The organism is Roseateles sp. (assembly GCF_044373315.1).
GTDB lineage: Bacteria > Pseudomonadota > Gammaproteobacteria > Burkholderiales > Burkholderiaceae_C > JACDQM01.
Window position 1 is genome coordinate 1 of sequence record NZ_JBILQK010000020.1, and the last position, 23,326, is coordinate 23,326.

Annotated in this window: 17 protein-coding genes; 12 read left to right on the top strand and 5 right to left on the bottom strand. The window is 64.7% G+C overall.

Annotation, left to right across the window (positions count from 1 at the left end; translation table 11 throughout):
• Positions 1-474 precede the first annotated feature (474 nt).
• Positions 475-1,656, top strand: coding sequence for an erythromycin esterase family protein (locus ACIQ67_RS07020; protein ID WP_397533647.1), 1,182 nt, complete (start codon positions 475-477; stop codon positions 1,654-1,656).
• Positions 1,657-1,997: 341 nt separating this feature from the next.
• Positions 1,998-2,270: a hypothetical protein gene (locus ACIQ67_RS07025; protein WP_397533648.1), complete on the top strand. Its 273-nt coding sequence runs from the start codon at positions 1,998-2,000 to the stop codon at positions 2,268-2,270.
• Here the strand turns inward: ACIQ67_RS07025 and ACIQ67_RS07030 are convergent.
• A complete protein-coding gene (locus ACIQ67_RS07030) occupies positions 2,249-3,520 on the bottom strand; it encodes a PLP-dependent aminotransferase family protein (RefSeq protein ID WP_397533649.1) in 1,272 nt (423 codons plus the stop codon). The two genes, ACIQ67_RS07025 and ACIQ67_RS07030, sit on opposite strands and share 22 nt — an antisense overlap.
• 147 nt (positions 3,521-3,667) lie before the next feature.
• Here ACIQ67_RS07030 and ACIQ67_RS07035 point away from each other — a divergent pair, with 147 nt between their 5' ends.
• Positions 3,668-3,886 (top strand): alpha/beta fold hydrolase, encoded by a 219-nt coding sequence (locus tag ACIQ67_RS07035; RefSeq protein WP_397533650.1) that lies wholly within the window; start codon positions 3,668-3,670, stop codon positions 3,884-3,886.
• A gap of 11 nt (positions 3,887-3,897) precedes the next feature.
• Here ACIQ67_RS07035 and ACIQ67_RS07040 read toward each other — a convergent pair whose 3' ends face one another.
• The 3 genes from ACIQ67_RS07040 to ACIQ67_RS07050 are packed head-to-tail and all read right to left on the bottom strand — an operon-like array spanning position 3,898 to position 7,368.
• A complete protein-coding gene (locus ACIQ67_RS07040) occupies positions 3,898-4,680 on the bottom strand; it encodes an alpha/beta fold hydrolase (RefSeq protein WP_397533651.1) in 783 nt (260 codons plus the stop codon).
• A complete protein-coding gene (locus ACIQ67_RS07045; protein ID WP_397533652.1) occupies positions 4,677-6,350 on the bottom strand; it encodes a DUF885 domain-containing protein in 1,674 nt (557 codons plus the stop codon). The genes ACIQ67_RS07040 and ACIQ67_RS07045 overlap by 4 nt, the downstream gene beginning before the upstream one ends.
• The gene (locus ACIQ67_RS07050; protein ID WP_397533653.1) at positions 6,343-7,368 is read right to left on the bottom strand and encodes a dipeptidase; all 1,026 of its coding nucleotides are present in this window, start codon (positions 7,366-7,368) and stop codon (positions 6,343-6,345) included. Before ACIQ67_RS07050 ends, ACIQ67_RS07045 begins: the two co-directional genes overlap by 8 nt.
• 71 nt (positions 7,369-7,439) lie before the next feature.
• Between ACIQ67_RS07050 and ACIQ67_RS07055 the strand changes: the two genes are divergently transcribed.
• The 6 genes from ACIQ67_RS07055 to ACIQ67_RS07080 all read left to right on the top strand — a co-directional run bounded on the left by ACIQ67_RS07055 (position 7,440) and on the right by ACIQ67_RS07080 (position 16,624).
• On the top strand, positions 7,440-8,486 hold the full coding sequence (locus ACIQ67_RS07055; protein ID WP_397533654.1) for a helix-turn-helix transcriptional regulator: 1,047 nt from the start codon (positions 7,440-7,442) through the stop codon (positions 8,484-8,486).
• A gap of 120 nt (positions 8,487-8,606) precedes the next feature.
• Positions 8,607-10,781: a TonB-dependent receptor gene (locus tag ACIQ67_RS07060; RefSeq protein ID WP_397533655.1), complete on the top strand. Its 2,175-nt coding sequence runs from the start codon at positions 8,607-8,609 to the stop codon at positions 10,779-10,781.
• 9 nt (positions 10,782-10,790) lie between these two features.
• Positions 10,791-12,095 carry an MFS transporter gene (locus tag ACIQ67_RS07065; RefSeq protein ID WP_397533656.1) on the top strand — a complete coding sequence of 435 codons (1,305 nt, stop codon included), beginning with the start codon at positions 10,791-10,793 and terminating at the stop codon, positions 12,093-12,095.
• Positions 12,092-13,225 carry an alpha/beta fold hydrolase gene (locus ACIQ67_RS07070; protein WP_397533657.1) on the top strand — a complete coding sequence of 378 codons (1,134 nt, stop codon included), beginning with the start codon at positions 12,092-12,094 and terminating at the stop codon, positions 13,223-13,225. The genes ACIQ67_RS07065 and ACIQ67_RS07070 overlap by 4 nt, the downstream gene beginning before the upstream one ends.
• 89 nt (positions 13,226-13,314) lie before the next feature.
• Positions 13,315-15,288 (top strand): M3 family metallopeptidase, encoded by a 1,974-nt coding sequence (locus ACIQ67_RS07075; protein ID WP_397533658.1) that lies wholly within the window; start codon positions 13,315-13,317, stop codon positions 15,286-15,288.
• Between the two features lie 10 nt (positions 15,289-15,298).
• Positions 15,299-16,624: an NAD(P)/FAD-dependent oxidoreductase gene (locus tag ACIQ67_RS07080; protein ID WP_397533689.1), complete on the top strand. Its 1,326-nt coding sequence runs from the start codon at positions 15,299-15,301 to the stop codon at positions 16,622-16,624.
• A gap of 297 nt (positions 16,625-16,921) precedes the next feature.
• Here ACIQ67_RS07080 and ACIQ67_RS07085 read toward each other — a convergent pair whose 3' ends face one another.
• Positions 16,922-18,835: an AAA family ATPase gene (locus ACIQ67_RS07085; protein ID WP_397533659.1), complete on the bottom strand. Its 1,914-nt coding sequence runs from the start codon at positions 18,833-18,835 to the stop codon at positions 16,922-16,924.
• A 779-nt stretch (positions 18,836-19,614) separates the two neighbouring features.
• Here ACIQ67_RS07085 and ACIQ67_RS07090 point away from each other — a divergent pair.
• From ACIQ67_RS07090 to ACIQ67_RS07100, 3 genes are read left to right on the top strand one after another with little or no spacing between them, the layout of a single operon-like run.
• Positions 19,615-20,412 (top strand): tyrosine-type recombinase/integrase, encoded by a 798-nt coding sequence (locus ACIQ67_RS07090; RefSeq protein WP_397533660.1) that lies wholly within the window; start codon positions 19,615-19,617, stop codon positions 20,410-20,412.
• Positions 20,413-20,432: 20 nt separating this feature from the next.
• Entirely contained in the window at positions 20,433-21,308 is an 876-nt protein-coding gene (gene prmB / locus ACIQ67_RS07095) for a 50S ribosomal protein L3 N(5)-glutamine methyltransferase (RefSeq protein ID WP_397533661.1), read from the top strand.
• The gene (locus ACIQ67_RS07100; RefSeq protein WP_397533662.1) at positions 21,305-23,320 is read left to right on the top strand and encodes an ATP-binding cassette domain-containing protein; all 2,016 of its coding nucleotides are present in this window, start codon (positions 21,305-21,307) and stop codon (positions 23,318-23,320) included. The genes prmB and ACIQ67_RS07100 overlap by 4 nt, the downstream gene beginning before the upstream one ends.
• The last annotated feature ends 6 nt before the right edge of the window (positions 23,321-23,326 follow it).

Genomic DNA, 23,326 nt, shown 5'->3' on the forward strand with positions numbered 1-23,326 from the left:
TGCTCACCGCGGTGCTCCAGCACCATGCGTACGGCACGCTCGCGCACCTCAGGCGAAAACTTCGGGGACTTCTTCATGGCTCCATTCTCCAGAATCGGAGCCTCCTCGAAACCCGGGGCGATTCAGTGATGCAAAGATGCATCGAAATGAATAGTAGGCGACTGCTCAAGGCAGCACCATAGAGGACAACGAACGCGCCTGCATTCGATGCGCCCCAGGTCGAGCACACGTATGGAGGAGGCAGCTGTTGAATTGAAATACAGCGCGACCCTTGCCTCGTGGCGCTGGCACACCTTTCCCAGTACTGAGTGGGCTCTGTGTTCACCATATGAGAGTCGACGGGTATCCGCTCGCCTCAATAACCGCGCCGATCGCTTCAATGCCAGCGGGCGCCGCTGGCTAATCTGCCTACCTATGAGCCACCGCCTGCAGCCGCTCGCGCCGGCTCGCCTTCGAGCGCCTCTGGAACCTAACATGACCCGATACCACCACTTTCTTGACTGGGCCTGCCGCAACTGGCGGCCTGCCGATGGCGCCTCGCTCGATGCGCTGATCGGCGAGGCCCGCATCGTCTCGCTCGGCGAGGGCCTGCACGGCGCGCACGAGCCGCTGCAGTTCCGCAACGCCTGGTTCGCCAGGCTGGCCGATTCGCAGGGCTTCAGCGCCATCGGGCTGGAGTCCGGGCTGGCCGAAGGCCTGGTGATCGACAGCTTCGTGCAGGGCGACGCGGGTGATGCGTCAAGCGCCGTTTCGGCTGGCATCACCTCGGGCCTGCATGCGTTTCCCGAGCAGGTGGCGTTGGTCGAGTGGATGCGCGCATTCAACTCACGCTCACCCAAGCGGCGGCTGGGCTTCTTCGGTTTCGACACCTCTAACGCGCATGCTGCGCTGGAGCGGGCATTGGGTTTTCTCGATGCGCCCACAGCCGCCTCGTTCAGGGAACGGCTGGCGCCGGTGTGGTCCCGGTTGGTGGTGGACCGTCGTGCCTCGGAGCCGACAGGCTATGCGACGCTCGACGCCGCCGCGCGCGATGCCGTCACCGCGGCGGTAGCCGACATCGGGGTTCAGGTCGAGCGCAGCGATCCGTCCGATGCGGCGCTCGATGCCGCGTTGGCAGCCCGACAGGCCGACCTCTACCTGCGCCAAATTCCCATCGGCTGGTGCACCGCCCAGGGCCTGGCCGGCCTTTGGGCCAGCGTCGCTCTGAGCGACCGCGTCAAGGCTGAGAACGTGGAGCGAATGCTGCATCGATATGGCCCTGACGGTCGCCTGCTGCTGTTCTCGCACGTGGGGCACGCGTCCACGCTGCCGGTCTCCATCGACATGGCGGGCCAGCGCATCGAGTTGCCACGGATGATGGGCCACCACCTGCACCGCCGCTTTGGCACTGCGATGCTGACCATCGGCCACTTGATAGGTGACAACCAGTGCCAGCCCGAAGTCGGCGCCGCGTCGCCCGACTCACTGGAAGGAATGTTGGCAACGCTGGGCCAAGACGCACTGCTGCTGGACCTGCGAGATGCCCCCCATGACGTGCAAGCCGAGTTGCTGGCCGCGCCGCATCCACTGCACGGCCAGCAGCCCATCCACCTCTTGAGCCCCGGCCTGGGCGTCGACATCCTGTTCTTCACGGCCCGGGCGACCCCGGCAAGGTAGTACGCCACCCCGTGGCCGAAAGCCCGTGCGTCGCCGTCGCCAGAGGTGAGCTGGCTCATCGACGACGGCCATCGCAGCCAAGGCCGCTCTGACCGTCGACCAACGGAGGACTGGCCGCTTGATCGCTGGGCAGGCGGTATCGCCTCTGCGCTGCCTGCGCCGGCGATGGCGCTTCCTTGTCTCCCGCTCACGGGTGCGGCGTAGTGGCCATGTGCAACTTGGCTCCGGGCAATACCCGCGCAGTGCGCCATCTGGCGCAGCTCGCCCTGGAGGGATTCGCGCCGGGCAGCACACCCTTGTCTCTGACGGGTATAACAGATGACTCGCCAGCCCTTACTGCCATGGCTAAAGCGCAACTCCTTCGCAACGGAACGGCATTGGATCAGGGCTGCTTTGCCGAGGAGCTGCTGAAAGTCGTGTCCCAAGGCAATACAGTGCGCAATGTGATCAACCTGTGGGCCGGCAAAGAGCCACTGGTCCTTGAGCTGGTGGAGCAGCAGCCCCACTCGACGCACCGGCTCCGGCGCTATCGGATCCGCTACGCCGACCGCGCCGAGCACTTGCTAGTAGGCGCGACTTCGGAGAACAAAATCTACTTGGCCTGGCCACTTTGAGCGGTCAAGGTGTGGCGCACCAACTTCGCCAGCGCCGCCACACCCTGGGCTATCCGATCCGGGGGTTCCGTTGCGAAGGACAACCGGACTGCGTTGCGCATCGGGTTGCGCGCGAAGAACGCAGCGCCTGGCAGATAGCTCACACCATGCTTGATCGCCAGCGGCAACAGTGACGCACTGTCTATCTGCGGCGGCAGCTTCATCCAGAAGAACATGCCGCCGTCAGGAATCTGCCAGGTGGCGAGATCGCGCATGTGCGTGTGCAACGCCTGTGCCATGGCGTCGCGTCCGATTCGGTAGCGGGTGCGCACGTCGTCCAAGTGACCATCAAGCATACCTGTACGCAGCAGGTCAAGCACAATGTGCTGCGCCAACGTCGAACTGTGCATATCGGCCGCCTGCTTGGCTTGCACGAGAAGGTCATGCACCGGCAAGGGTGACACGGCATAGCCCAGACGCAAGCCGGGCGCCAGCACCTTTGAAAACGAACCCAGATAGATCGTGCCCTCAGGCCAATGGGCCGCTACGGGTGCCGCCGGCGGCTGGTCGAACCAAAGATCGCCGTAGGGGTCGTCCTCGAGCAGAGGCAGTCCCATGGAACGCGCCGTAGCCGCAATCTGCGCGCGCCGCGCATGCGAAATGCAACGCCCAGTCGGGTTCTGAAAGTTCGGCAGTAGGTATAGCGCCCTGGCGCCGGCCACCTCGGCCAAGCGTTCAGGCAGCGGCCCGGCGTCGTCACAAGCCGCCTCGATGGCGTCTGCCTCGTATGGTGCAAAGGCCTGCAATGCGCCCAGATAGGTGGGCGCTTCGACCGCCACCTGGGCACCGTTTTCCAGCAGCATCTTGGCCACCAGGTCGAGCCCCTGTTGCGATCCGCTGGTGATAAGCACTTGCGATGCCTGCACGGCCAGACCGCGTTGGCTCAGGCGCGCCGCAAGCCATTCACGCAGCGCGAGCAGCCCTTCGGTCGTGGTGTATTGCAGGGCTTCACGTGGATGCTGCGTCAGCACGCGATGCGAGGCATCACGGACGGCTTCGGAGGGAAATCCTTCGGCCGATGGCAGTCCCCCACCCAGTGACACCAATCCAGGCTGGCCCATGAGCTTCATCAGCTCAAGGATCATTGATGGCGCGAGTAGCCGGGTCCGGTTTGCAAATCTGAAGACTGAGGCATTCATGTATTGGCTTTCATTTCGGCTACTAACTACTCCATACGGAAAACAAGAGCACGGTCGGAGGGGAAATTGCATCGGAGGATGCTCATTGAGCTGGTCCGCGTCTTCTCAATTTATGAACATTAAAAAACCAAGACCATGATCCGGCCCGACACCAACATCGAGGACTTGAGCAAATGGACATGTGCACATTCAACTGTTTGCTGACACCGATTGACGCATGTGGACTTGCTGCCCTGCCTCGCGCGAGCCGCGTGTCCGGTCCTGGTCTTCGGCGGCGCAGACGATCCGATCACGCCGATTGAGGACCAACGCGAGATCGCCGCAGCACTGCCGGCGCATCTGGTTCGCTACGTCGAGTTCGCAGACGCAGGCCACGGAGTCTGGCGCGACAAGCCGCTCGCGGCGATGGCGCTGCTACGCGAATTCATCGCGGCCTGAACCGCGCAGAATCAGGCCAGGCTGCGGTCCAGGAAGGCGCGCACCGCGGGGACGAACAGTTCGGGCTTCATGCAGACCTCGTGACCAAAGGCGGGCACTTGCATCAACTCCCATCCGAGCAGGCGCAAGGTGGCGGCGTTGTTGCGAATCAGGCTGGCGATGGGCACGGGTATGCCCGCTTCGACCAGATCCCCCCGCTCGCCATGGAACACGAGCTTGGGCAGTGCGCGCATCGCCGCCAAAGCCGCAGCTTCGTTCCAGCTATGCTGGACGCTGCGGTTGTAGTGGATCCACTGCGTGTACTGCGCCTTGCTGCGCAGCACCATCATGGACGAGGCCTCGGGCTCGTGCTGCTTGCGCTCCGCGGCGTCGGCGATTTCCTTGTACGGCCCGCCGATCGGCGGCCAGCCACCGATGACCAGCGCCTTCAGCCGATCGCTGCGGCTGACCAATTGCAAGCCGACGCCGCCGCCCCAGGAGTAGCCCCAGTAGGTGAACCGACCGAAGCCGGCTGCGGTGGCGACACTCAGCAGATCCGTGCAAACGCGTTCGGCCGTCAGCTGTTCGGGTGCTATGTCGCGGCTTGCACCAATGCTCGGGTAGTCGACTAGAAGCACCCGGTAGCGATCCGTCAGGCGCGACAGGTAGCCGTCCAAAACCGGCTTCAACGCCGCGCCGAAAATCGCTTCGAACGAGGCCATCAGCGGCAAACCGATCAACAGCGGCTCGCCATCGCTCGGGCCGTGCAGCGCGTACGCAACGCCCGAGACAGGATCGAATTGAATGCCACTCATGCCGCAGCCTCCTCGGCCAGCCATTCATCGAGCAGTTCGCCGATCACTGGCAGCGTCGCGGTGCCGAAGCTCAACAGCTTGTCGTGATACGTGCGCAAATTGAAGCGCTCGCCCAGCTTCGACGCGGCAAGTGCGCGGAATTCGCGGAAGCGGATGTTGCCGATCTGATAGGCCAGCGCCTGGGCCGGCAGCGCGATGTAGCGGTCGACCTCCGCCTCTACCGTGTCCAAGCTTAGCGAAACGCGCGAGGCCAGTGCCTCGATCGCCTGCTGGCGGGTCCATCCCTTTGTGTGGATGCCTGTGTCGACGACCAGCCGCAGCGCGCGCCAAAGCTCCATGTCGAGCCGTCCAAAACGTTCGTGTGGCGTCTTGTAAAGACCCATGTCCTCGCCGAGGCCCTCGCAGTACAAGGCCCAGCCCTCGACGCAGGCGCCGTACTTTGGGCCGTTGTAGCGGCAGAAGGCCGGCACATCTTCCAACTCCTGCACCAGGGCCAGATGCATCAGATGGCCCGGCCAGCCCTCGTGCAGCGTCAGCGACGGGATCATGTAAAGCGGGCACTTCTGCGGTAGGCCGCTGACCCAAAGGATGCCGGACGTGGAACCATCGCCTGGGCTGGGTTGGGCGTAGGCGGGCGGCATGCGCGGCGCCAGGCTCTCCGGAATGCTTTCCACACCGTAAGTGATGCGGGGCACGCGGCCGATGTAGCTGGGGATCAGCCGGTCGATGCGCTTGGCGGTGATCTCGAGCCGCTCGCGCAGTACCTCGCCGGTGGGGGCGAAGAACTCAGGTGACTCAGCCAGGTGCCTACGGTAGTCGGCCACGCGGCCGGCAAATCCGGCATCGGCGGCGACCCGTTCGATCTCGGACTCGACCCGCGCCGCCTCGGCGATGCCGAGCTGGTGGATCTCGTCGACTGACATGTCCAGATTGGTGAAGTGACGCACCCAGAGCTGGTAATAGCGCGCACCGTCGATGTCATCGGTCGCGGCAATCGAATCGCGGGCCTGGGGCGCCAGCTCGTCGCGCAGCACGTCGGCCAGGCGGATGATGGCGGGGAGGATGGCTTCCGAAATCACGGCCTTCGAGGCCTCGGCCTGTGGCCACAGGGTGGCGCAGCGAGCGAAGGGGCCGAACCAGGCGAGCTTCTCGACCGGCCCCTGCGTTACGGCGCGCATATTGGCCTCGGCACGCGTCAGCACAACGCGCGGGTAGCGAAAGCCGCGTGCGAGACCGTCTCGCAGGTTCGCGCTGATGTCGTCAAAGAACCCGGCCAGCGTCTTCAGGCGCGCCAGGTACAGCTCCGCCGACCGTGCATCGGCAAGGCTTGTGAGATTGGCGAAGTAGATGGTGTTGAACTCAGGCCCGACCGGCAGCAGCCAGGGACGCTGGTGAGCGCCGAGCCCGTGGAAATCGCGCAGGTCCTCCAGCTCACGGCGCAGCAAGGCGGCGTCCGCCCGTTCGCGCGGCGTGGCAGGTGCGGTGATGGCATTGAGCTGCGCGATGAAGCCCAATACCTCGTCGTGGCGGCGCAGGTGGTCGGCCGGCGCGTCCCGGAACATCACCGGGTCGTCGCTGGCGCTCACGCCTGCGATGAAGGCCGTCAGCGGGAACTCGCGGCATTGCCAGGCCCAGAAGCGCTCGGCCAGCGTGTTGATGTGCTCAGACATGGCGCTTACGTGCTCCTTCTACCTGCTGCATGACGCGCAGGATGTTGCCGCCCAGGATGGAGGCCACATCGGCCTCGCGGTAGCCCCAGCCCAGCAGGATGGAAACGATCTCGGTGAGTTGCTCGGGAGCGACGAAGCGCCCGCCCAGTTCGTACCCCAGACCCGGCGGGAACGTGTGCTTCATCTTGTCGAGATAGTCGTCCAGCTCCTGGCGATCGAACACGTAGTCCAACGCGATGCTGGCGTGCTGCGGGCCAACAAGCTGCACGACGTGGTCGACGTGGCGCGCGTAGGTTTCGCTGGCGATGTCGTTCGCGCCGAGAAAAATTCCCACGCCGTTCAGGCCAACCACGCCGCCCGTGGCGGCGCAGGCACGAATCAGCTCGTCCGGGATATTGCGTGGGTGCTCGTGCAGGGCCGCGCAGTTGCTGTGCGAGAAGATGACCGGTTGCTCTGCGAGCGACAACACCTCGCGTGCCGTGCGGTGGCCGGTGTGGCTCAGGCATACCACCACGCCGACACGCTCCAATTCGCGAACTACGGCACGGCCAAAGTCAGTCAGGCCGGCATCTACCTCCTGGCAACCACCGCCCACGCGGTTGCTGCGGTTGTAGGCCAACGCCATCCACCACACGCCCAGGTCTCGATACAACTCGATCATCGACAACTGGTCTGCGATGGCGTTCGCTCCCTCAATGTCCAGGCCGATGGCCAATCGCCCGCTGCGTCGGGCCTCCATCGCATCCGCCGGGGTGTCCAGCATCAGGTAGTGCTCGCGTCGGGCTGCGACCCAGTGCCGCACCGCCGCCGCCATGCGCACGTGGTCCTCGATGCCGTTCTCGCCAAAGCCGATATTCAGCATCACGGTGTCAAAGCCAGCGCGGCGGTGCCGCTCCAACTGCGGTAGGAAGCTCTCATCCAGCGGTCGCAGCGGCAAGCAGGCATGGTTGTCCCAGGCCAGTGTGCCGTCAATCAGCGTGCGGGCGCGGTGCATCAGTGGCTCGGTGATCTTGGTCATGGCGTGACCTTATTGACTGCTGCGTCGCCTGGATTAGCATTCCGCATCAGAAATTTAGGAGAGCAGACTCGATGAGCACAACCATCCGCGCCGAGGTTCCAGATCCGCTGAACTTCGACGCCGAGTGGCAGCGCGCATCGATCCACGGGGGCGCCAAGCCGATCTCCCGCAACATCGTTCGCACCGTGTTCGACGAGCCCGGCAACGGCACGGTTGACCTCTTCCGCCTCGACGACGACGCAATGGCCAATGTGCTGAACTGCGTACTCCCGGAGCAGGTGCGCTGGCCCTACCAATCCGAGGAGCCCGTCATCATGCTGCGCGCCTCGCTGGCCTGCGACGTCTCCTTTCGCTACGGCGACTCCAACCCCATCGTCTTCAATCGACCCGAGGTGCTGCTGGCCTGCCTGCCGGAGGGCGTCACGCTGACGGCCGATGTGATGGGCGGCTCGCGCCAGCAGGGCCTGGTGGCAAGCTTTCGCGGCAAGACCTTTGCCAAGCGGCTCGGCCTGTTGGAGAGCGAGTTGCCGCCAGCGGTGCGCGAGGTGGTACGCCATTCCTCCGACGTGGTGCGGCTGTCGTCCTTTCCGGTCGACCAGCGCATCGCCGCATTGATCGCTGATACCTTGGACAGTCGCTTGCCGGGCGAGCTCCGCACGATGCAATTGAACGGCCGGTTGACCGAGCTCATTGCCTTTGCGCTGCAAGCCATCCAGGAGCGTGCAGACGATCCGGCACACCGGCATGTGCTGCTGCCGCGCAAGCGCGATCTCGATGTGGCACGTGCGGCCCGTGAAAGGCTGGACCGCGAATACCGCCGGCCACCGCTACTCGGCGACCTGGCCTCGGACCTTGGCGTCAGCCTGAACAAGCTGAAGTCGGTGTTCAAAGAGTCCTTCGGCACGACCATGGCCGGTCACTGCCTGGATCGTCGCATGCGCGAGGCTCAGCAGCTACTGCTGCAAGGGTCCTTGACCGTCGCGCAGGTGTCCGACAGCGTAGGTTACGAGCACCAGAGCAGCTTCGCCGCAGCCTTCAGTCGGCACGTCGGCCTGGCCCCGCGCGAATACCGCCGCCATCGGGCACCCTTTCTGGTCGAACTCGCGCCTAAGGACTAACCCGACTCCGTCTGTTCGCCTAAATTTTTCGTCGAAGTCCTCACGGTGCGAGGGTTTCGTGAACCTATCGTGACTGTCACCCGCCGAGCTGTACCCGGCCCATGACAGGAGCACATCGATATGTCCGTGAAGTCTTCTCCCTTGCGCCTCAGCCGGATCGCCGAGGCGACGGCCTTGATCGGCCTGGTAGCTACGGTGCCCGCCGTGCATGCCCAGCAAAAGCCCGCAGCAGATCCCGATCAACTCGATCGCGTCGTCATCACCGCCAATAAGCGCTTGGAGCCCGAGCGAAGCGTCGCCGGCTCGGTCAGCGTGCTGCAGGGCGCGCAACTGGAGAAGCTCGGTGCCAAGGACCAGGAAGACACGCTGAAGCTGACGCCCGGCGTTCAATTCAACAAAGGGGACATCTCAAGCAACACGATCACCATCCGTGGTATCGGTACCGAGACGACCAACGAAGGAAGTGGCGGCCAGCAACAGCCTACGGGCTTCTATGTGGAGGACGTGCCGCTGGTCTCGCCGCTGGGCAAGGGCATCGTGCCCGACCCGTATGCCTTCGACCTCGACCGAATCGAGGTGCTGCGCGGCCCCCAGGGCGCGCTGTTCGGCTCTGGCTCGTTGGGCGGCGCGGTGCGCTATCTTTTCAACAAGCCGCGGCTGGACAGCTTTGAAGCTGCAGCACAGCTGAGCTTCGCCAAGGTCTCCGGCGGCGACAGCGCGCCGTCTGTCGCTGGCATGGTGAACATACCGCTGTCGACCAATGTCGCTGGCGTACGTGTCGTCGCATGGGATCGGGAGGATCCGGGCTATATCGACAACCTGGGAACGCGCACACCAGATGCGAACAAGGTCAAGCAGCACGGTGCACGTCTTCTGGCCACCATAAAGCCGAACGCTGCGCTGAGCGCTACATGGGTCGTGTCTTCGCAGGACACCAAGCAGTACGACACCTTCAGCGTGTCACCCGACCCGAGCAAGCTTGAGCACACGTCGCCCAACAATTCCGCCCGCAAGGTCACCGCGGACTTCTCCAGCCTCACCGTGGACTGGAATCTCGGCGCCCAGACGCTGACCTCCATCACGGGCTGGTGGCGCAACAAGTCCACTGCGCTGATTGACGACACCGAGCTGTTCGCCAGCGTGGGACTTGTACTGCCGCAGGTGATCCGCCCGCAGGAGAGCGAACTCAGCGCGCGTTCGCAGGAACTCCGTATCGCCAGCAATCCCGGTGGGCCGCTAAGTTACGTTGCTGGCGTCTTCTACCAACGCAGCTCCGGCAATGGGCACGCGAAACAGATCGACCCCTCGGGGGCCTTCGGACTGACCGACTTGGTGGATCTGAGCACCGATCTTCGCGGCACTGAGACCGCGTTCTTCGCCGACGCGGAGTATGCCCTCGGCAATGGCTGGAGCGTCGACATCGGGGGCCGGCGCTACAAGACGACGACGCACTACGTGCAAAGCGGCACTCAGTTCGGCGCACCGTCCTCGGTGACGCCACCCGACTCGTCGGACAGTGGCTTCACACCCAAGGCCAGCGTGAAGTACCGTTTTGACGGCAACCAGATGTGGTACGCCCTCGCAAGCAAAGGCTACCGCTACGGCGGCACCAATGGCACTGCACCCTTCCTGCCGTTCAAGTCTGACTCGTTGTGGAACTACGAGACCGGCCTGAGGCTGAGCCCGGCCAAGGGCTTGCAGGTGGACCTGAGCGTCTTCCTGCTTGACTGGAAGGACGCGCAGTTCACCTACTTCACCGTGCAGAACGGAGGGCTACCGGAAAGCGGCATCAGCAATGTCGGTCATGCCAAAAGCAAGGGCATGGAGGCAGCCTTGCGCTACCGCTTCGGCCCAGCGTTTGACGTCTCGCTCTCGGCGGCCTACACCGAGGCCAAAACGACGGTGCCGGTCGCGGTGCCCAATGGCCGGACGTCCATCACGGCGCCTGCGGGATCGCGCCTGCCGGGGTCACCCAAGACCCAGGCCGCGCTGCAGGCCGGCTGGAACTTCGCCGGGCCGATGGGTACGAACGGCCGCGCCTTCGGCACCTGGACGTATGTGGGTGACCGCGTGATGTTCCTGAGTGGCAACAAGCCCGCTGCTTCCTACAACACGGTTGACGTCGGCACCTCGTTCACCAGCGACCACTGGACACTGTCGGGTGTGCTTGCCAACATGACGAACTCCAAGGGTGTGCAGAGCATCACCGGCGCACCAGCCGGTGTGGGCAGCTTCGCGCAATACTTCCTGCAGCGACCGCGCACACTGACGGTCAGTCTGCGCTATGACTATTGAGCGGCAGCCATGAACAGCAGCAAGTCCGACGTGGATTCCAAGGCCAGCTGGAAGGTTCTCGTCGGCTGCTGCCTGGTGGCATTGTTCGGAGTGACGGCGCTCTACGGCTCGACCTTCGGCCTGTTCCTGATCCCCATGGAACAGCACCTGCACTGGTCGCGCGCGCAGATCGCGTTCTCGATGACGCTGGTGACGATCATCGGTCCACTGAGCATGCCGCTGGTCGGCTGGGTGATCGACAACCTACCGCTACGCCCCCTGGTGCTGTGGGGCGTGCTGCTGCAATCGGTCAACTTTGCCGCCTTCGGCATGATGAACGGCAACGTCCTCTTCTACTACCTGCTGTGCGTGGCATTGATGTTCACAGCCACAGGCGCCTCGCTGCTGACGCTAGCCAAGCTGGTTCAGCAATGGTTCGACGCCTCGCTGGGCAAGGGCCTGGGCATCCTGTTCGCGGCCACCGCCGTCGGCTCGGTGATTCATCCGCCCTGGGTTGGCTATGTGCTGACGCACTGGGGCTGGCGCGATGCCTTCTTCGCGATGGGACTGATGAGCTTGTTGTTGGGTGGCGCGGCCGCGCTGCTGCTGATCCGAGAGCGGGAGCCGGAGCAGCCGGCACGCGCTGGCGTCAACGTCACGAGGGGCGGCAGCGGAAGCTCGATGCTGGGCTTCCTGAAGAGCCCGACCTGGTGGGCGCTAGCCTGGTGGAATCTGTTCTTTGGCTTCGCGATCGGCGCGATCATGATGCACTTCGCGGCGCTGCTGCAGGGGCGCGGCCTCTCGCTGGCCCAGGCGGCGGCCATGCTCAGTGTGATGGGCGTGGGTGGTTTTTCTGGCAACCTGCTGGCGGGGTGGCTGATCGACCGCTTCCCCGCCACGTGGCTCGCGCGCGGCTTCGTGCTGGCGCCACTGGGCGCCGTCGTGCTCTTGTACTTCGGCCATGGCCTCGCGGCGGCGGCCATCGCGGCGCTGATGCTGGGCTTGTTCAGCAGCGGCGACCACGCGCTCGGCGCCTTCCTGGCGCGGCGCTACTTTCCCGCTGAGGCCTTTGGCCGGGCCAGCGCCACGCAGATGATGGCGGCGACGCTGGGCGGGGGCGTCTCGCCCTGGATCTCGGGTCTCGTCTATGACGCGACGCACAGCTACGACGCGTCCCTCATGATGGCTGGCGTGGCCTTCGTGCTGGCGACCATCGCGGCGTGGCGCTTGCCAAAAGTCGGCGAACAGGTCAGCCAAGAAGCCAGCGATGACGAGGTGACCGCCCCGGCGGCTAAGGCCGGTGGCGTCGCTGCCGCTAGCAGCACCACCCAATGAACACGCTGCTCTCGCTGCTGAGCCGCGATGCGGCCGGCCTGCTGCTGGCACTGCTCTCGGCCTTGATGCTCGCGCCGGTAAACCTTTGGCTGGCGGCGCTCGTCGGCATCGGCCTGGCCTTGCTCTCGCTCCGCTACCTGTGGATGCGTGCTGTCGTGCGTCGGCGTTTCCCGGCGCCGGGTCGCCTGGTCGACATGGGCGGCTACCGAATCCACGTCCAAGCCGAGGGCGAGCCGCTAGAGGGCCGCCCGACGGTGCTGTGGTTCGCAGGCGGCCACACTGCAGGCAACGCGATGCATCACCTGCACCGGGCGTTCCGTGGCCGCACCCGCTCCATCCTCATCGACCGGCCGGGGACGGGCTGGAGCGACGCCGGGCCTTTTCCACGCACCACCGCCCGTGAGGCGGACGAGGTGCTCCGCATGCTGGAACTGACGGGCGAGCGCGGGCCCTTTGTCATTGCCGGTCATTCCTTCGGTGGCCTGCTGGCCGCGAATATCGCGCGCCGCCGGCCCGACCTCGTCCACACGCTGGTGCTGCTGGATCCGACCCCGCTCGACACCATCCTGTACGGCCCGCCGCTGGAAGCGCTGCGCGAGTTTCGGCTGGCGCCGCTGAAGGCGGGCCTGGCGCGCCTGTTCGGCTTCGACCTCATGAAGCGCCGTGCGGCCGAGCAGCGTCTGATCCCCGCCTACGCGGCGGTACTGGCGGCCGTGGACCGCGAGCTTGGGCCGGAGGTCGTCGCCGCACGTGCGGTCGACGAGCGTGTCGCCGCCGACTTCACGCAGGCTTCCATCTACGCCGAGCTGACGCCGGCCGGCGCGGCTCGCGCAGCCTGGTCCGCCGGTGTCTACGACGGTGACCTTGACGGCGTGCCCGTCTGGCTCGTGGCCCCGAAGAACGACCTCGACGTCGCCCGACTCCCGGAGGCCCAGACGGCCGACGCTCGGCTGAACGAGCGTGTGGTGCGCGTGATCGCCCGCACGCGAGAGCGCTACCTGGCCACGTCCGACCGTTCGCGGCGTATCGTCGCGCCCGCCGGCTCGGGCCACAACTTTGTCTACGAAATCCCGGACTTCGTCATCGGCGTGATGCGCGAGGCGATTGAAGGTCCTGCACAGAAGTATTGAACATGAATGCCTTGCTATCCCCCTGGTCCGGCCCCTTCGGCGGCCTGCCGCCCTTCGAACTGGCTACGCCGGCGGCACTGGAAGCAGCTATGACCGAGGCGATCGCCATGAAGCGCGCCGAAGTGCATGCGATCGCCACAAGCGCCGAAACGCCAAGCTTTGCGAACACCGTCGAGGCGATGGAACGCAGCGGCGGCGCTTTGAGGCGCGTGAACGCGCTGTACCGCGTGATGGGCGCAGCAAATTCGCTTGGCGAGATGCCAGCCGTCGCGCAGCGGGTCACGCCAATGCTGTCCGGGTTGGAAAACGAGATCCTTTTCGACCAGCGCTTGTTCGCCCGCGTCGACCGAGTCCACAAGCAACGCGAGAGCCTGCCACCGCTGGACAGGCGCCTGACCGAAGTGATCCACGACCGCTTCGTCCGCGCCGGCATCGGCCTGCCGGCAGCCGACCAGCAGCGCCTCGGCGAAGTCAATGCGCGGATCGACACGCTGGCGGCTCAATACAACCAGAACCTGATAGCCGATGGCGGCTCGCAATTCGCCTGGATCCAGGACGAGGCGGAACTCGAAGGCCTGCCCGCGCCGCTGGTCACTGCCGCTAAGGCCCTGGCGACCGCGAAAGGCCGCCCCGAAGGCTGGGCGATCCAGAACGCTCGCGCCGCCGTCTGGCCGGTGCTGACCCATGGGCGTGACCGCGGCCTGCGCGAGCGGGTCTGGCGGATGTGGAACGACCGGGGCGACCATGCCGGCCCTACCGATAACAAGCCCGTCGCGGCGGAGATTCTTCGGCTGCGTGCCGAGAAGGCCAGGCTGCTGGGCCATGAGAGTTACGCGCACCTGGCGATCGGCGAGCGAATGGCGCGACACCCCGAGACGGCGATGGCGATGCTGATGCGCACCTGGAGTGTCGTCCGAGCGGTGGCGCTGCGGCAGATCGAGGTGTACACGGCCATCGCCCGCGACGAGGGCCTCCAAGATGCCCTTCAACCCTGGGACCGCCAGTTTTATGCCGAACGCCTGCGCCGCCGCGACCTTGGCTTCGACGGCGAGACGCTAAAGCACTACCTGACCCTCGACAACATGCTCGCTGCGATGTTCGACAGCGCCAAGCGCACCTATGGCCTGCACTTCACCGCGTTGCCACTGGCGCCGCGGTTGCACCCGACCGTGCGCGTCTACGAGGTGCGGCGCGACGACGGCTCGGCGCAGGGCGTGCTCTACTTCGACCTGTTCAACCGCCCGGGCAAGATGCACGGCTCCTACCAGACCGAGTACCGCACGACCGAGGTCGACGACGAAGGCCGGCGCGTCCTGCCGATCTCGGCCGTGCATTCCTCCTTCGAGGCTGTGCCCGGACCGCGCGGCGAGATCCTCCTGCCCTTCGAGTACGCAAACGTGTTCTTCCATGAATTCGGCCATGCGCTGCACATGCTGCTGTCGCGCGCGCCGTACCCTTCGCTCGGCAGCGTCGGCGTGCCCTGGGATTTCGTGGAGGTGCCGGCACTGCTGAACGAGCGCTGGCTGCTGGATCGTGGCACGCTGGCCCGCTTCGCCCGCCATGCCGAGACGGGTGCACCGGTGCCGGCGCCGCTGGTCGAGCAGCTCGAGCGCTCGCTGCGCTACGACCGCGTGTTCAGCCTGAACCTCGACTACCTGGCCCCAGCGATCATGGACCTGCGGATGCACCTGCTGGCCGACGGCGCGCCGGACGGTAGCTTCGATGTCGCCGCGCTGGAGAAGAACATCCTGCGCGAGCTGGATATGCCGCCCGCCTGGGACATGATCATGCGGATGACCAGCAACTTCCACAGCTTTCCCGGCGGCTACGCAGCCGGCGTGTACGGCTACCTGTGGGCCGACGTGATGGCGGCCGACGCGGCAGAGGTTTTCCTGGCCAGTCACGGTGGTCTGAATGACCGCGAGACTGGGCGTCGCTGGGAAGAGGCGTTGCTTGGCGCGGCATGGTCCGTCGAGCCAGAGGACGCCTGGCTGCGATTCCGCGGCCGCCCCGTGGATCCAGCCGCTCTGCTGCGACGCTTTGGTCTGCAACCACAGGATTAGCTCTGCCGCCATGTCCCGTCGTGTCCACCGCCTTCCTGCAGACGATCTCAGCAATGGATGGAGCGCACTGCTGCCCAGCCGGACGGCTCGCCCAGCACTGGAGGGCGCGCAAGCCTTCGACTGGGTGGTTGTCGGGGCGGGCTATGCTGGAATCGCTGCAGCCCGCCGCTTGGCCGAGCAGCAACCGGGTGCATCGATTGCCCTGGTGGATGCCGGCGAAGTTGGCGAAAACGCATCGGGACGAAACTCAGGTTTCGCGATCGACCTGCCCCATTCGCCGGGAACTTCCCCTGCATTGACCGAGCAGGGCAGGCGCGCAATCCGCGTCGGCCGTTTCGCCTTGGGCGAGCTGGACCACCTGATCAGGCAGCATGGCATAGCTTGCGATTGGGATCGGCGTGGCCGGTACCACGCGGCGGTCACGACCAAAATCGCCGATCAGGCCCTGAAGAACTATGCGGCCAATCTGGACAGCTGGGGCGAGCCGTATGAATGGCTGGAGCGCCAGGCCTTGAAGGACCGCCTGGGAACAGACTACTACCGGGCCGCGATCTATACGCCCGGCACCTACCTGATGAACCCTGCGGCCCTTGTGCGGGGCTTGGCGGACAGTCTCCCGGAGCAGGTGACGCTGTTTGAGAACTCGGCAGTGCTTGAAGTCGAATTCGAAGGGGCTTCACGCCTTGTCCGCACGCAGCAAGGTCGCATACGCTTCGGCAAGCTGATCCTCGCTGTCAATGCGTTCTCGCCGTCCTTTGGCGTGTACCGAGATCGCCAGGTTCCGATTCTGCTGTTCGCCAGCCTTACCAAGCCACTCAGCCCTGCACAGCAGGGCCGGCTCGGAAGCGACACCAGCTGGGGCATCACGCCCGCCCACAGCGTGGCCGGCTCGACTCTGCGGCTTACATCCGACAAGCGTCTATTGATCCGCCATGGCTTCGAGTATTCACCTTCGCTGCGATCAGGCGAGGTTCGGCGGCAAGCGGCAAAGGCAGCGCAGTTGCAGTTGCTGAAGCGCCGCTTCGGCGAACTGGGTGAACTTGAAATTGAGCACTTCTGGATGGGCTGGCTGGCGGTTTCGAGGAATCATGCACCGGCGTTCGGGCAGGTGGCGCAGCACGTCTACGCGGCCTCCTGTTGCAATGGCTCAGGTATCGTCCGTCACACTGCTGCCGGCCTGCTAATTGCAGATCTCGCGCTAGGACGACACAACTCGCTGATTGACGACTTCCTCGTCCACGGCACAGCGAGCTACATACCGCCGCGCCCCTTGCAAGACATCGGCGTTCGCCTGCAGATGAGGTGGGAGTTGGCACGGGGTCGAGCCGAAGAGTAGCTGGACCTAGTTAGCCTACGTCCGGAACTCGCAGTCACGATACGGAAGCGTCTGGCAAGGTTGGCGAATCAATCATCCAGCGCTTAGACGCGGTTAACAGTACTGCTAGTCCCGGCGATCCGCGTGCTGGTCCTAAGACAGCTTTTCGAATGAGCAGGCGCTCGCGATTCGCCTGCAAATGTCTCTAACCAGCCTTGAGCCGTCCGACACGTAGAGCAAATGCAAGGTTCGCCGTGTCTTGTTGCCCAATCGAAGCGCCCCATGCAACTCGGCATGGTCGTTTGTCAGCCATCCTGCTCATTCGGCCCAGCTATCGGAATTGCGGCTGATCGCTGCTCCGACTGCATCCGATCCGACTGTCCTTGAATGAGGATTCCCGCTCACTTTCGCGTCAGTGATCGCCTGATTGACCGCTGCCTGAAGCACCGCAGTGACGTTCGCAATCGGCTGGCCGTCGAGCTCGCCGAGTGCGGCGATACCTTCGTCGTCGATCGCCCATCCACGCTCGCCTAGCCATCGCATCGCGTACTCCGTAATGGCCTCCAACTCCGGTGCCGTGAACTCGATCTTCTCGGCAAACCGCCCTCCTCTCAGAACAGCTGGGTCAAGAGCGGCTGGACTGTTGGTTGCCGCGATGAATAGGAGATCCGGAACGCGCCCGCCGACGCCATCCATTAGCGTTAGCAACTTGTTCGTCACGGCAGCCACACCACCAAGCTGCCGGTGACCGAGTACATCCTCCGCCTCGTCGATGAACACAATGGACGGGCGAGCGTCTCGCGCGTCGCGAAAGAGCTTATCGGCGAGGTCCGGCTTGGCCAGAAGGTCATGACCAGCGGCTGCGACCAGTGCCCATCCTGTGTCCTTCGCCAGTGCTCGCACGGCTTCAGTCTTGCCCGTTCCGGGTGCACCCCAGAAGAGAACGCCGGTAGGCAAGCTGCCGCCAAGTCGCTCAGTCTGGAAAGAGTTCTTCATCTGCACCACGAGCGACTGCAGTGCCCGGCGTTGCGCCGGCCCTAGCACCAGCTCATCCAGAGACTTGGCTTGCTCAGAGACCCTGATCCGAGTGCCTTGAACGCTCCGCATGCACGCCATCAGGTCGTCGAAGCCAAGGCGTCGACTCGGCACAGCATTCGCATGGGTGCCAGCCTGCCTGGTCACCGCGATCAGCCTCGACGCCGAGAAGCCCGACCAGCGGCGCGCAACGCTATTCAGCACATCGTCCTCGACACGGGCGCCAGGGGCGTGTTGCCTGAGGCCTTCGCGGAGCAGGCCGACACGAGCCTCCAGGTCCGGCGCTCCAATTTCTATCTTGTGGTCAAAGCGCCCTTCCCTGATCGCGGCGCCATCCAGACGTTCAAGGGAGTTCGTCGCAGCAATGATCAGCACGCCCTTTCCTCGCACACGAACCGCCTCTGTGAGGAATACGTTCGTCAGGTTGATCTGATCCTGGTGCAGCCCATCCAGCTCTCGCGAGGCGAACACACTGTCTGCCTCGTCGATGAAGAGCACGCACGGTGCTTGCTTCTGCGCTTGCTGAAAGGCTGCACTCAGCTGCTCAGGGCCCGCCCCGATCCAGCGCGACACGATGTCTGCCGTCGAGATGGAGATCCACTTGAGCTGCAGCTCGCCCGCCAGGGCTTCTGCGAACGCTGTCTTGCCGTTGCCGGGCTCGCCATAAAGCAAGATGCCGTTCGACTTCGCCGACTTGGCAACCGCGGCACGCCCTGCCTCGATCAGTCGCGCCTTTTCCGCACTCATTCCGATGATGGATCGGAAGTCGCGTTCGGGGCGCCGCACCCGCGGTCCCTGGATCACCTCGGTTCGCTGGCCCGAAGCGGCAGACTGCTTCGCGCTGGCGGTCTGTCGTGGCGTCCCAAGCCATTCGTGAAACTGGAGCCACCAGCCTGGCACCACCAAGGATAGGAATGCCAGCCCCCACCAGATCCAAGCGGTCGCACTGTTGTTCGTGGCGGCAGCGATACCCAGCCCGACAAGCGCAACTGGCAGCAGGAGGGCAAATCGCGCGTTGATCACGCCCGCAAGCGCGGCGAACAGCCACCACTTGCCAACGAAGGCTCGAAACCAGTGGGTGTCTGGTGCACTGCCATCCCACCAGGACAGCGAGCGCTTCGCCATCGATGCGTCAGCGACAGCGAACGCGATGACGCACGCCAGCGCGACAAGCGCGGCGATGAAAACCTTTGCCATGTAGGGATCAAGGTGTAGCAGATACCCCTGATAGATGGACCGTGACTGCATGAACGCTTTTCTCCTTTGCGGTCATGCTGCCTGTGAAGCTCAGCGGTTCAAGTGCCGTCACCTACTTCGGCCATCGCGCTGCCGATGGGCAGGCAGTGCGGGTCTGAGTGCGCCAAGCCCTTGATCTGCGGGCGTCTGTCTGCAGACTGATCGCATGAGCAGACCGCTACTCAACTGGCATGCCCTTCTCCGCGTCCTCTCGCCGTCTCATCAGGCTCATGCGGAGGGGCGAGGACGCGAAATGAGGCTCGCAGCAGGGTATGGGCCCCAAATTGCCGCCATACCCAGCTTCGAAGCACGCAATTTGCCTCGGAGAATTTTCCTCAAGTGGCCGACGTACTGCGGCCATCTGACCAGCCAAAGGAGTGAACACCAGTGATGAGCCTACTGACGCCCGCGCAGCTCGCGGCGCATCTGAACGTCAGCGAACGTACCGTCGCGCGCATGGTCGTTGATGGCTGCCCGTTCATCTCGGTCCGCTCTCGCCGCAAGTTCGATCTCGCTCAAGTCATTGACTGGACACAAAGGAATTCATGCCAACGCGAAAAGACAAGGACGGATACTGGCACGCGGAAGCGTGCGTCAATGGAAGGCGACTACATCGACGCCTCCCGTCAGGTGCGACTGCGAGTGAGGCCAAGCGCGTAGAAGCCGAGCTGGTTCGAGCGCTGGGTCGAGTTCGTCAACGGCAGGTTGCCATCCCCGGCGATCCGCGCCTAACCGACCTGATGGCCGCCTACTTTGAGCACTGTAAGACGCTGCGGCATTCGATCTCATCAAAAGAGCACGCCACCGCCATCGGCCCTTGGCTCGAAGGGCGGCGCGCAGCGGAGGCTCGACAGGTCGCGGCGCAGATCATCAAAGACATGTCGCCCCACTATGCCCCGGCAACCATCAATCGGCGGCTTGGCACCCTGCGCAAGGCTCTGCGGCTCGCGTTCGATGCGGGGCGAACCGATACCGACTACAGCACACACATCAGGCGTCTGCCGGAGAACAACCAGCGCACGGTCTATCTAACGATCGCCGAGGTCAAGCAGATCGCCGACCAGGCGAGCGACAACGTGCGCGCGGCAATCTGGATCGCACTGCTGACCGGCTGCCGGCGTGGGGAGGTTTGCAAGATCAAGGCAGAAGACATCACCGAGTCCGTGATCCGTCTGCCGGCGGACATCACGAAGACCGAGTCCTATCGGGAAGTCCCGATCACCGAAGCCCTGCGGCCCTGGCTCGCCTTTCTGCCGATGGCAATCAAACCCTCGAGCATCAAGTCGGGCTTCGCCAAGGCCAGAAAGGCCGCCGGCTTCGACAACGTGAGGTTTCACGACTTGAGACACGCATGCGCGACAATCCTGCTTTCACAAGGCGTGCCTTTGCACGTGGTCCGAGATGTACTCGGTCACGCGTCGATCCGGACGACCGAGCGCTATGCCCACACGATGGTGGAGGCCCAGCGCGACGCTCTGGACAAGCTCAGCGATTTACACCGAGAAATTACACCGGCGCCAAGTTCAGAACCACAATGATCTTGTAGGCCCTTGATTTAATGAAACTTTTAGCCTGCATCGAACAACAAGCCGCCCGCCTGACCGAGGCGGGCGTTTCTTTTGGGCATGGCACCAGCAATGCCTTCGACGAAGCGGCCTGGCTGGTGCTGTGGCAGCTGAAGCTGCCGCTGGACAGCCTGGACGAGCATGCCGAGCTTGAGCTGAGCCCGGCGCAGCAGGCCGAAATCGAAACGCTGGTCGGCGAGCGCATCGCCACGCGCAAGCCGGCCGCCTATCTGACGCGCGAGGCCTGGTTGCAGGGCGTGCCCTTCTACGTGGACGAGCGCGCCATCGTGCCGCGCAGCTTCATCGCCGAGCTGATCGCCGATGCCAGCATCGATCCCTGGCTGTCTGAGCAAACCCACCGTGTGCTGGACCTGTGCACCGGCAACGGCAGTCTGGCCGTGCTGGCGGCGATGGCCTGGCCTGAGGTGCAGGTGGACGCGATAGATCTGAGCGCCGACGCGCTGGCGGTGGCGCGAATCAATGTGGACAAGCACAGCCTGGGCGAGCGCATCCGCCTGCTGCAGGGCGACGGCCTGGTGCCAGCACAAGGTCGTTATGACCTGATCCTGTGCAATCCGCCCTATGTCAACAGCCAGTCGATGGCTGTGCTGCCGCAGGAATACCTGGCCGAGCCGCAGCTGGCGTTGGCCGGCGGTGCCGATGGCATGGACTTCGTGCGCCGCCTGCTGGCGGAGGCACCACAGCATCTGTCACCTCACGGCGTACTGGTGCTGGAAATCGGCAATGAGCGCGCCTTCTTCGAGGCCGCATTCCCCAATCTAGAAGTGGCCTGGATGGAAACATCGGCCGGAGAAGACCAAGTGTTGTTGATGACCCAGGAAGCGCTGAGCCGGAGCTCCGCCGCATGATCACGCTGCGCAATATCACGCTGCGCCGCGGCACCAAGATCGTTCTCGATGACGCGAGCGTCACGCTTCAGCCTGGCGAGAAGGTCGGCCTGGTGGGGCGCAACGGCGCGGGCAAGTCCAGCCTGTTCGCGCTGCTGACCGACCGCCTGCAAAGCGACAAGGGCGAGGTGGAGATCCCCCGCCAATGGGCCGTGGGCGAGGTGGCGCAGAACATGCCGGAAACCGAGATGCCGGCGACAGACTATGTGCTGGAAGGTGACACCCGGCTGATGGCGGCCCGCAAGGCGCTGGAAGAGGCCGAAGCCGCCGAGGACGGCCACGCGATGGCCGATGCGCATGGCCTGCTGATGGATGCTGGCGCCTTCGATGCGCGTCCGCGCGCCCAGGCACTGCTGATGGGTCTGGGCTTCAAGGGGGCGCAGGTCGATGCGCCGGTGAACAGCTTCTCGGGCGGCTGGCGCATGCGCCTGCAGCTGGCTCGCGCACTGATGTGCCCGGCTGATCTGATGCTGCTGGACGAGCCTACCAACCACCTGGACCTGGACGCCCTGGTCTGGCTGGAAGCCTGGCTGCAGCGCTATGACGGCACCCTGATCATCATCAGCCACGACCGCGAATTCCTCGATGCGATCACCAAGGTGACCCTGCACCTGGACGAGGCCAAGCTGATGCGATACGGCGGCAACTACACCGCGTTTGAAGCGATGCGCGCCGAGCGCATGGTCTTGCAACAGGCCGCCTTCGAGAAGCAGCAGGACCGTATGCAGCATCTGCAGAAGTTCATCGACCGCTTCAAGGCCAAGGCCAGCAAGGCCAAGCAGGCCCAGAGCCGCGTGAAGGCGCTGGAGCGCATGGAGCGGCTGGCCCCGGTGCTGACCGCCTCGGACTTCTCCTTCGAGTTCCGCGAGCCCATCAGCCTGCCGAACCCCATGCTGATGTTCGACGAGGTGGCCTGCGGCTACGCGACGCCCGAAGGCGACAAAATCATCGTGCGCGGCATCGACCGCTCGGTGCTGGCCGGCCAGCGCATCGGCATCCTGGGCGCCAATGGCCAGGGCAAGTCCACTGTCGTAAAGACGGTGGCGCGAATGCAGCGCGCCATGGGCGGCAAGATCACCGAAGGCAAGGGCCTGTCGATCGGCTACTTCGCACAGCAGGAGATGGATGTGCTGCGCCCCGATGAGGGGCCGCTGTCACATATGGTGCGCCTGGCCAAGGAAGTCAGCCCCGGCGCCCGCGAGCAGGAGCTGCGCGACTTCCTGGGTCAGTTCCGCTTTGTCGGCGATATGGTCAACCAGGCGGTGGGCAGCCTCTCGGGCGGCGAAAAAGCGCGGCTGGTGCTGGCCATGCTGGTCTGGCAGCGCCCCAACCTGCTGCTGCTGGACGAGCCGACCAACCATCTGGACCTGCAGACCCGCGAAGCGCTGTCGATGGCGCTCAACGAGTTCGAAGGCACGGTGATGCTGGTCAGCCACGACCGCGCGCTGCTGCGTGAAGTCTGCGACGAGTTCTGGCTGGTGACCGACGGCAAGGTCGGGCCTTTCGACGGCGATCTGGATGACTACCAGAAGTGGCTGCTCGACCAATCCAAGGAGGCTGCCAAGCAAGCCAAGGAAGCAGCGCGTCAGGCGGCCAAGCTGCCGGCGACTTCATCGGCTGCTGTTGCTGCTACTGCTGTGGCCGAGCCAGTGCTTGCTGCGGTCGTCGAGGCAAGCGCTCCAGCGCCCGTGTTCAAGCGCGAAGACCGCAAGGCCAGCGGGCAGGCTAGGCAAAGGCTGGCCGAGCAGACCAAGCCCTTGCGCCGCGAGATGGAGCAGATTGACGCCACGCTCAACAAGCTGGCTGACGAGCGCACGGCTGTCGAGGGCGAACTCGCCAGCGGCAGCGCTGCAGCAGCCCGCATCGCCGAGCTCGGCAAGCGGCTGAAGGCGATCCACGATGAGCTTGAGTCTGCCGAGCTGCGCTGGCTCGAGCTCAGCGCCCAGGTCGACGCAATCCAGGCTGGGGCCTGAGCCCGG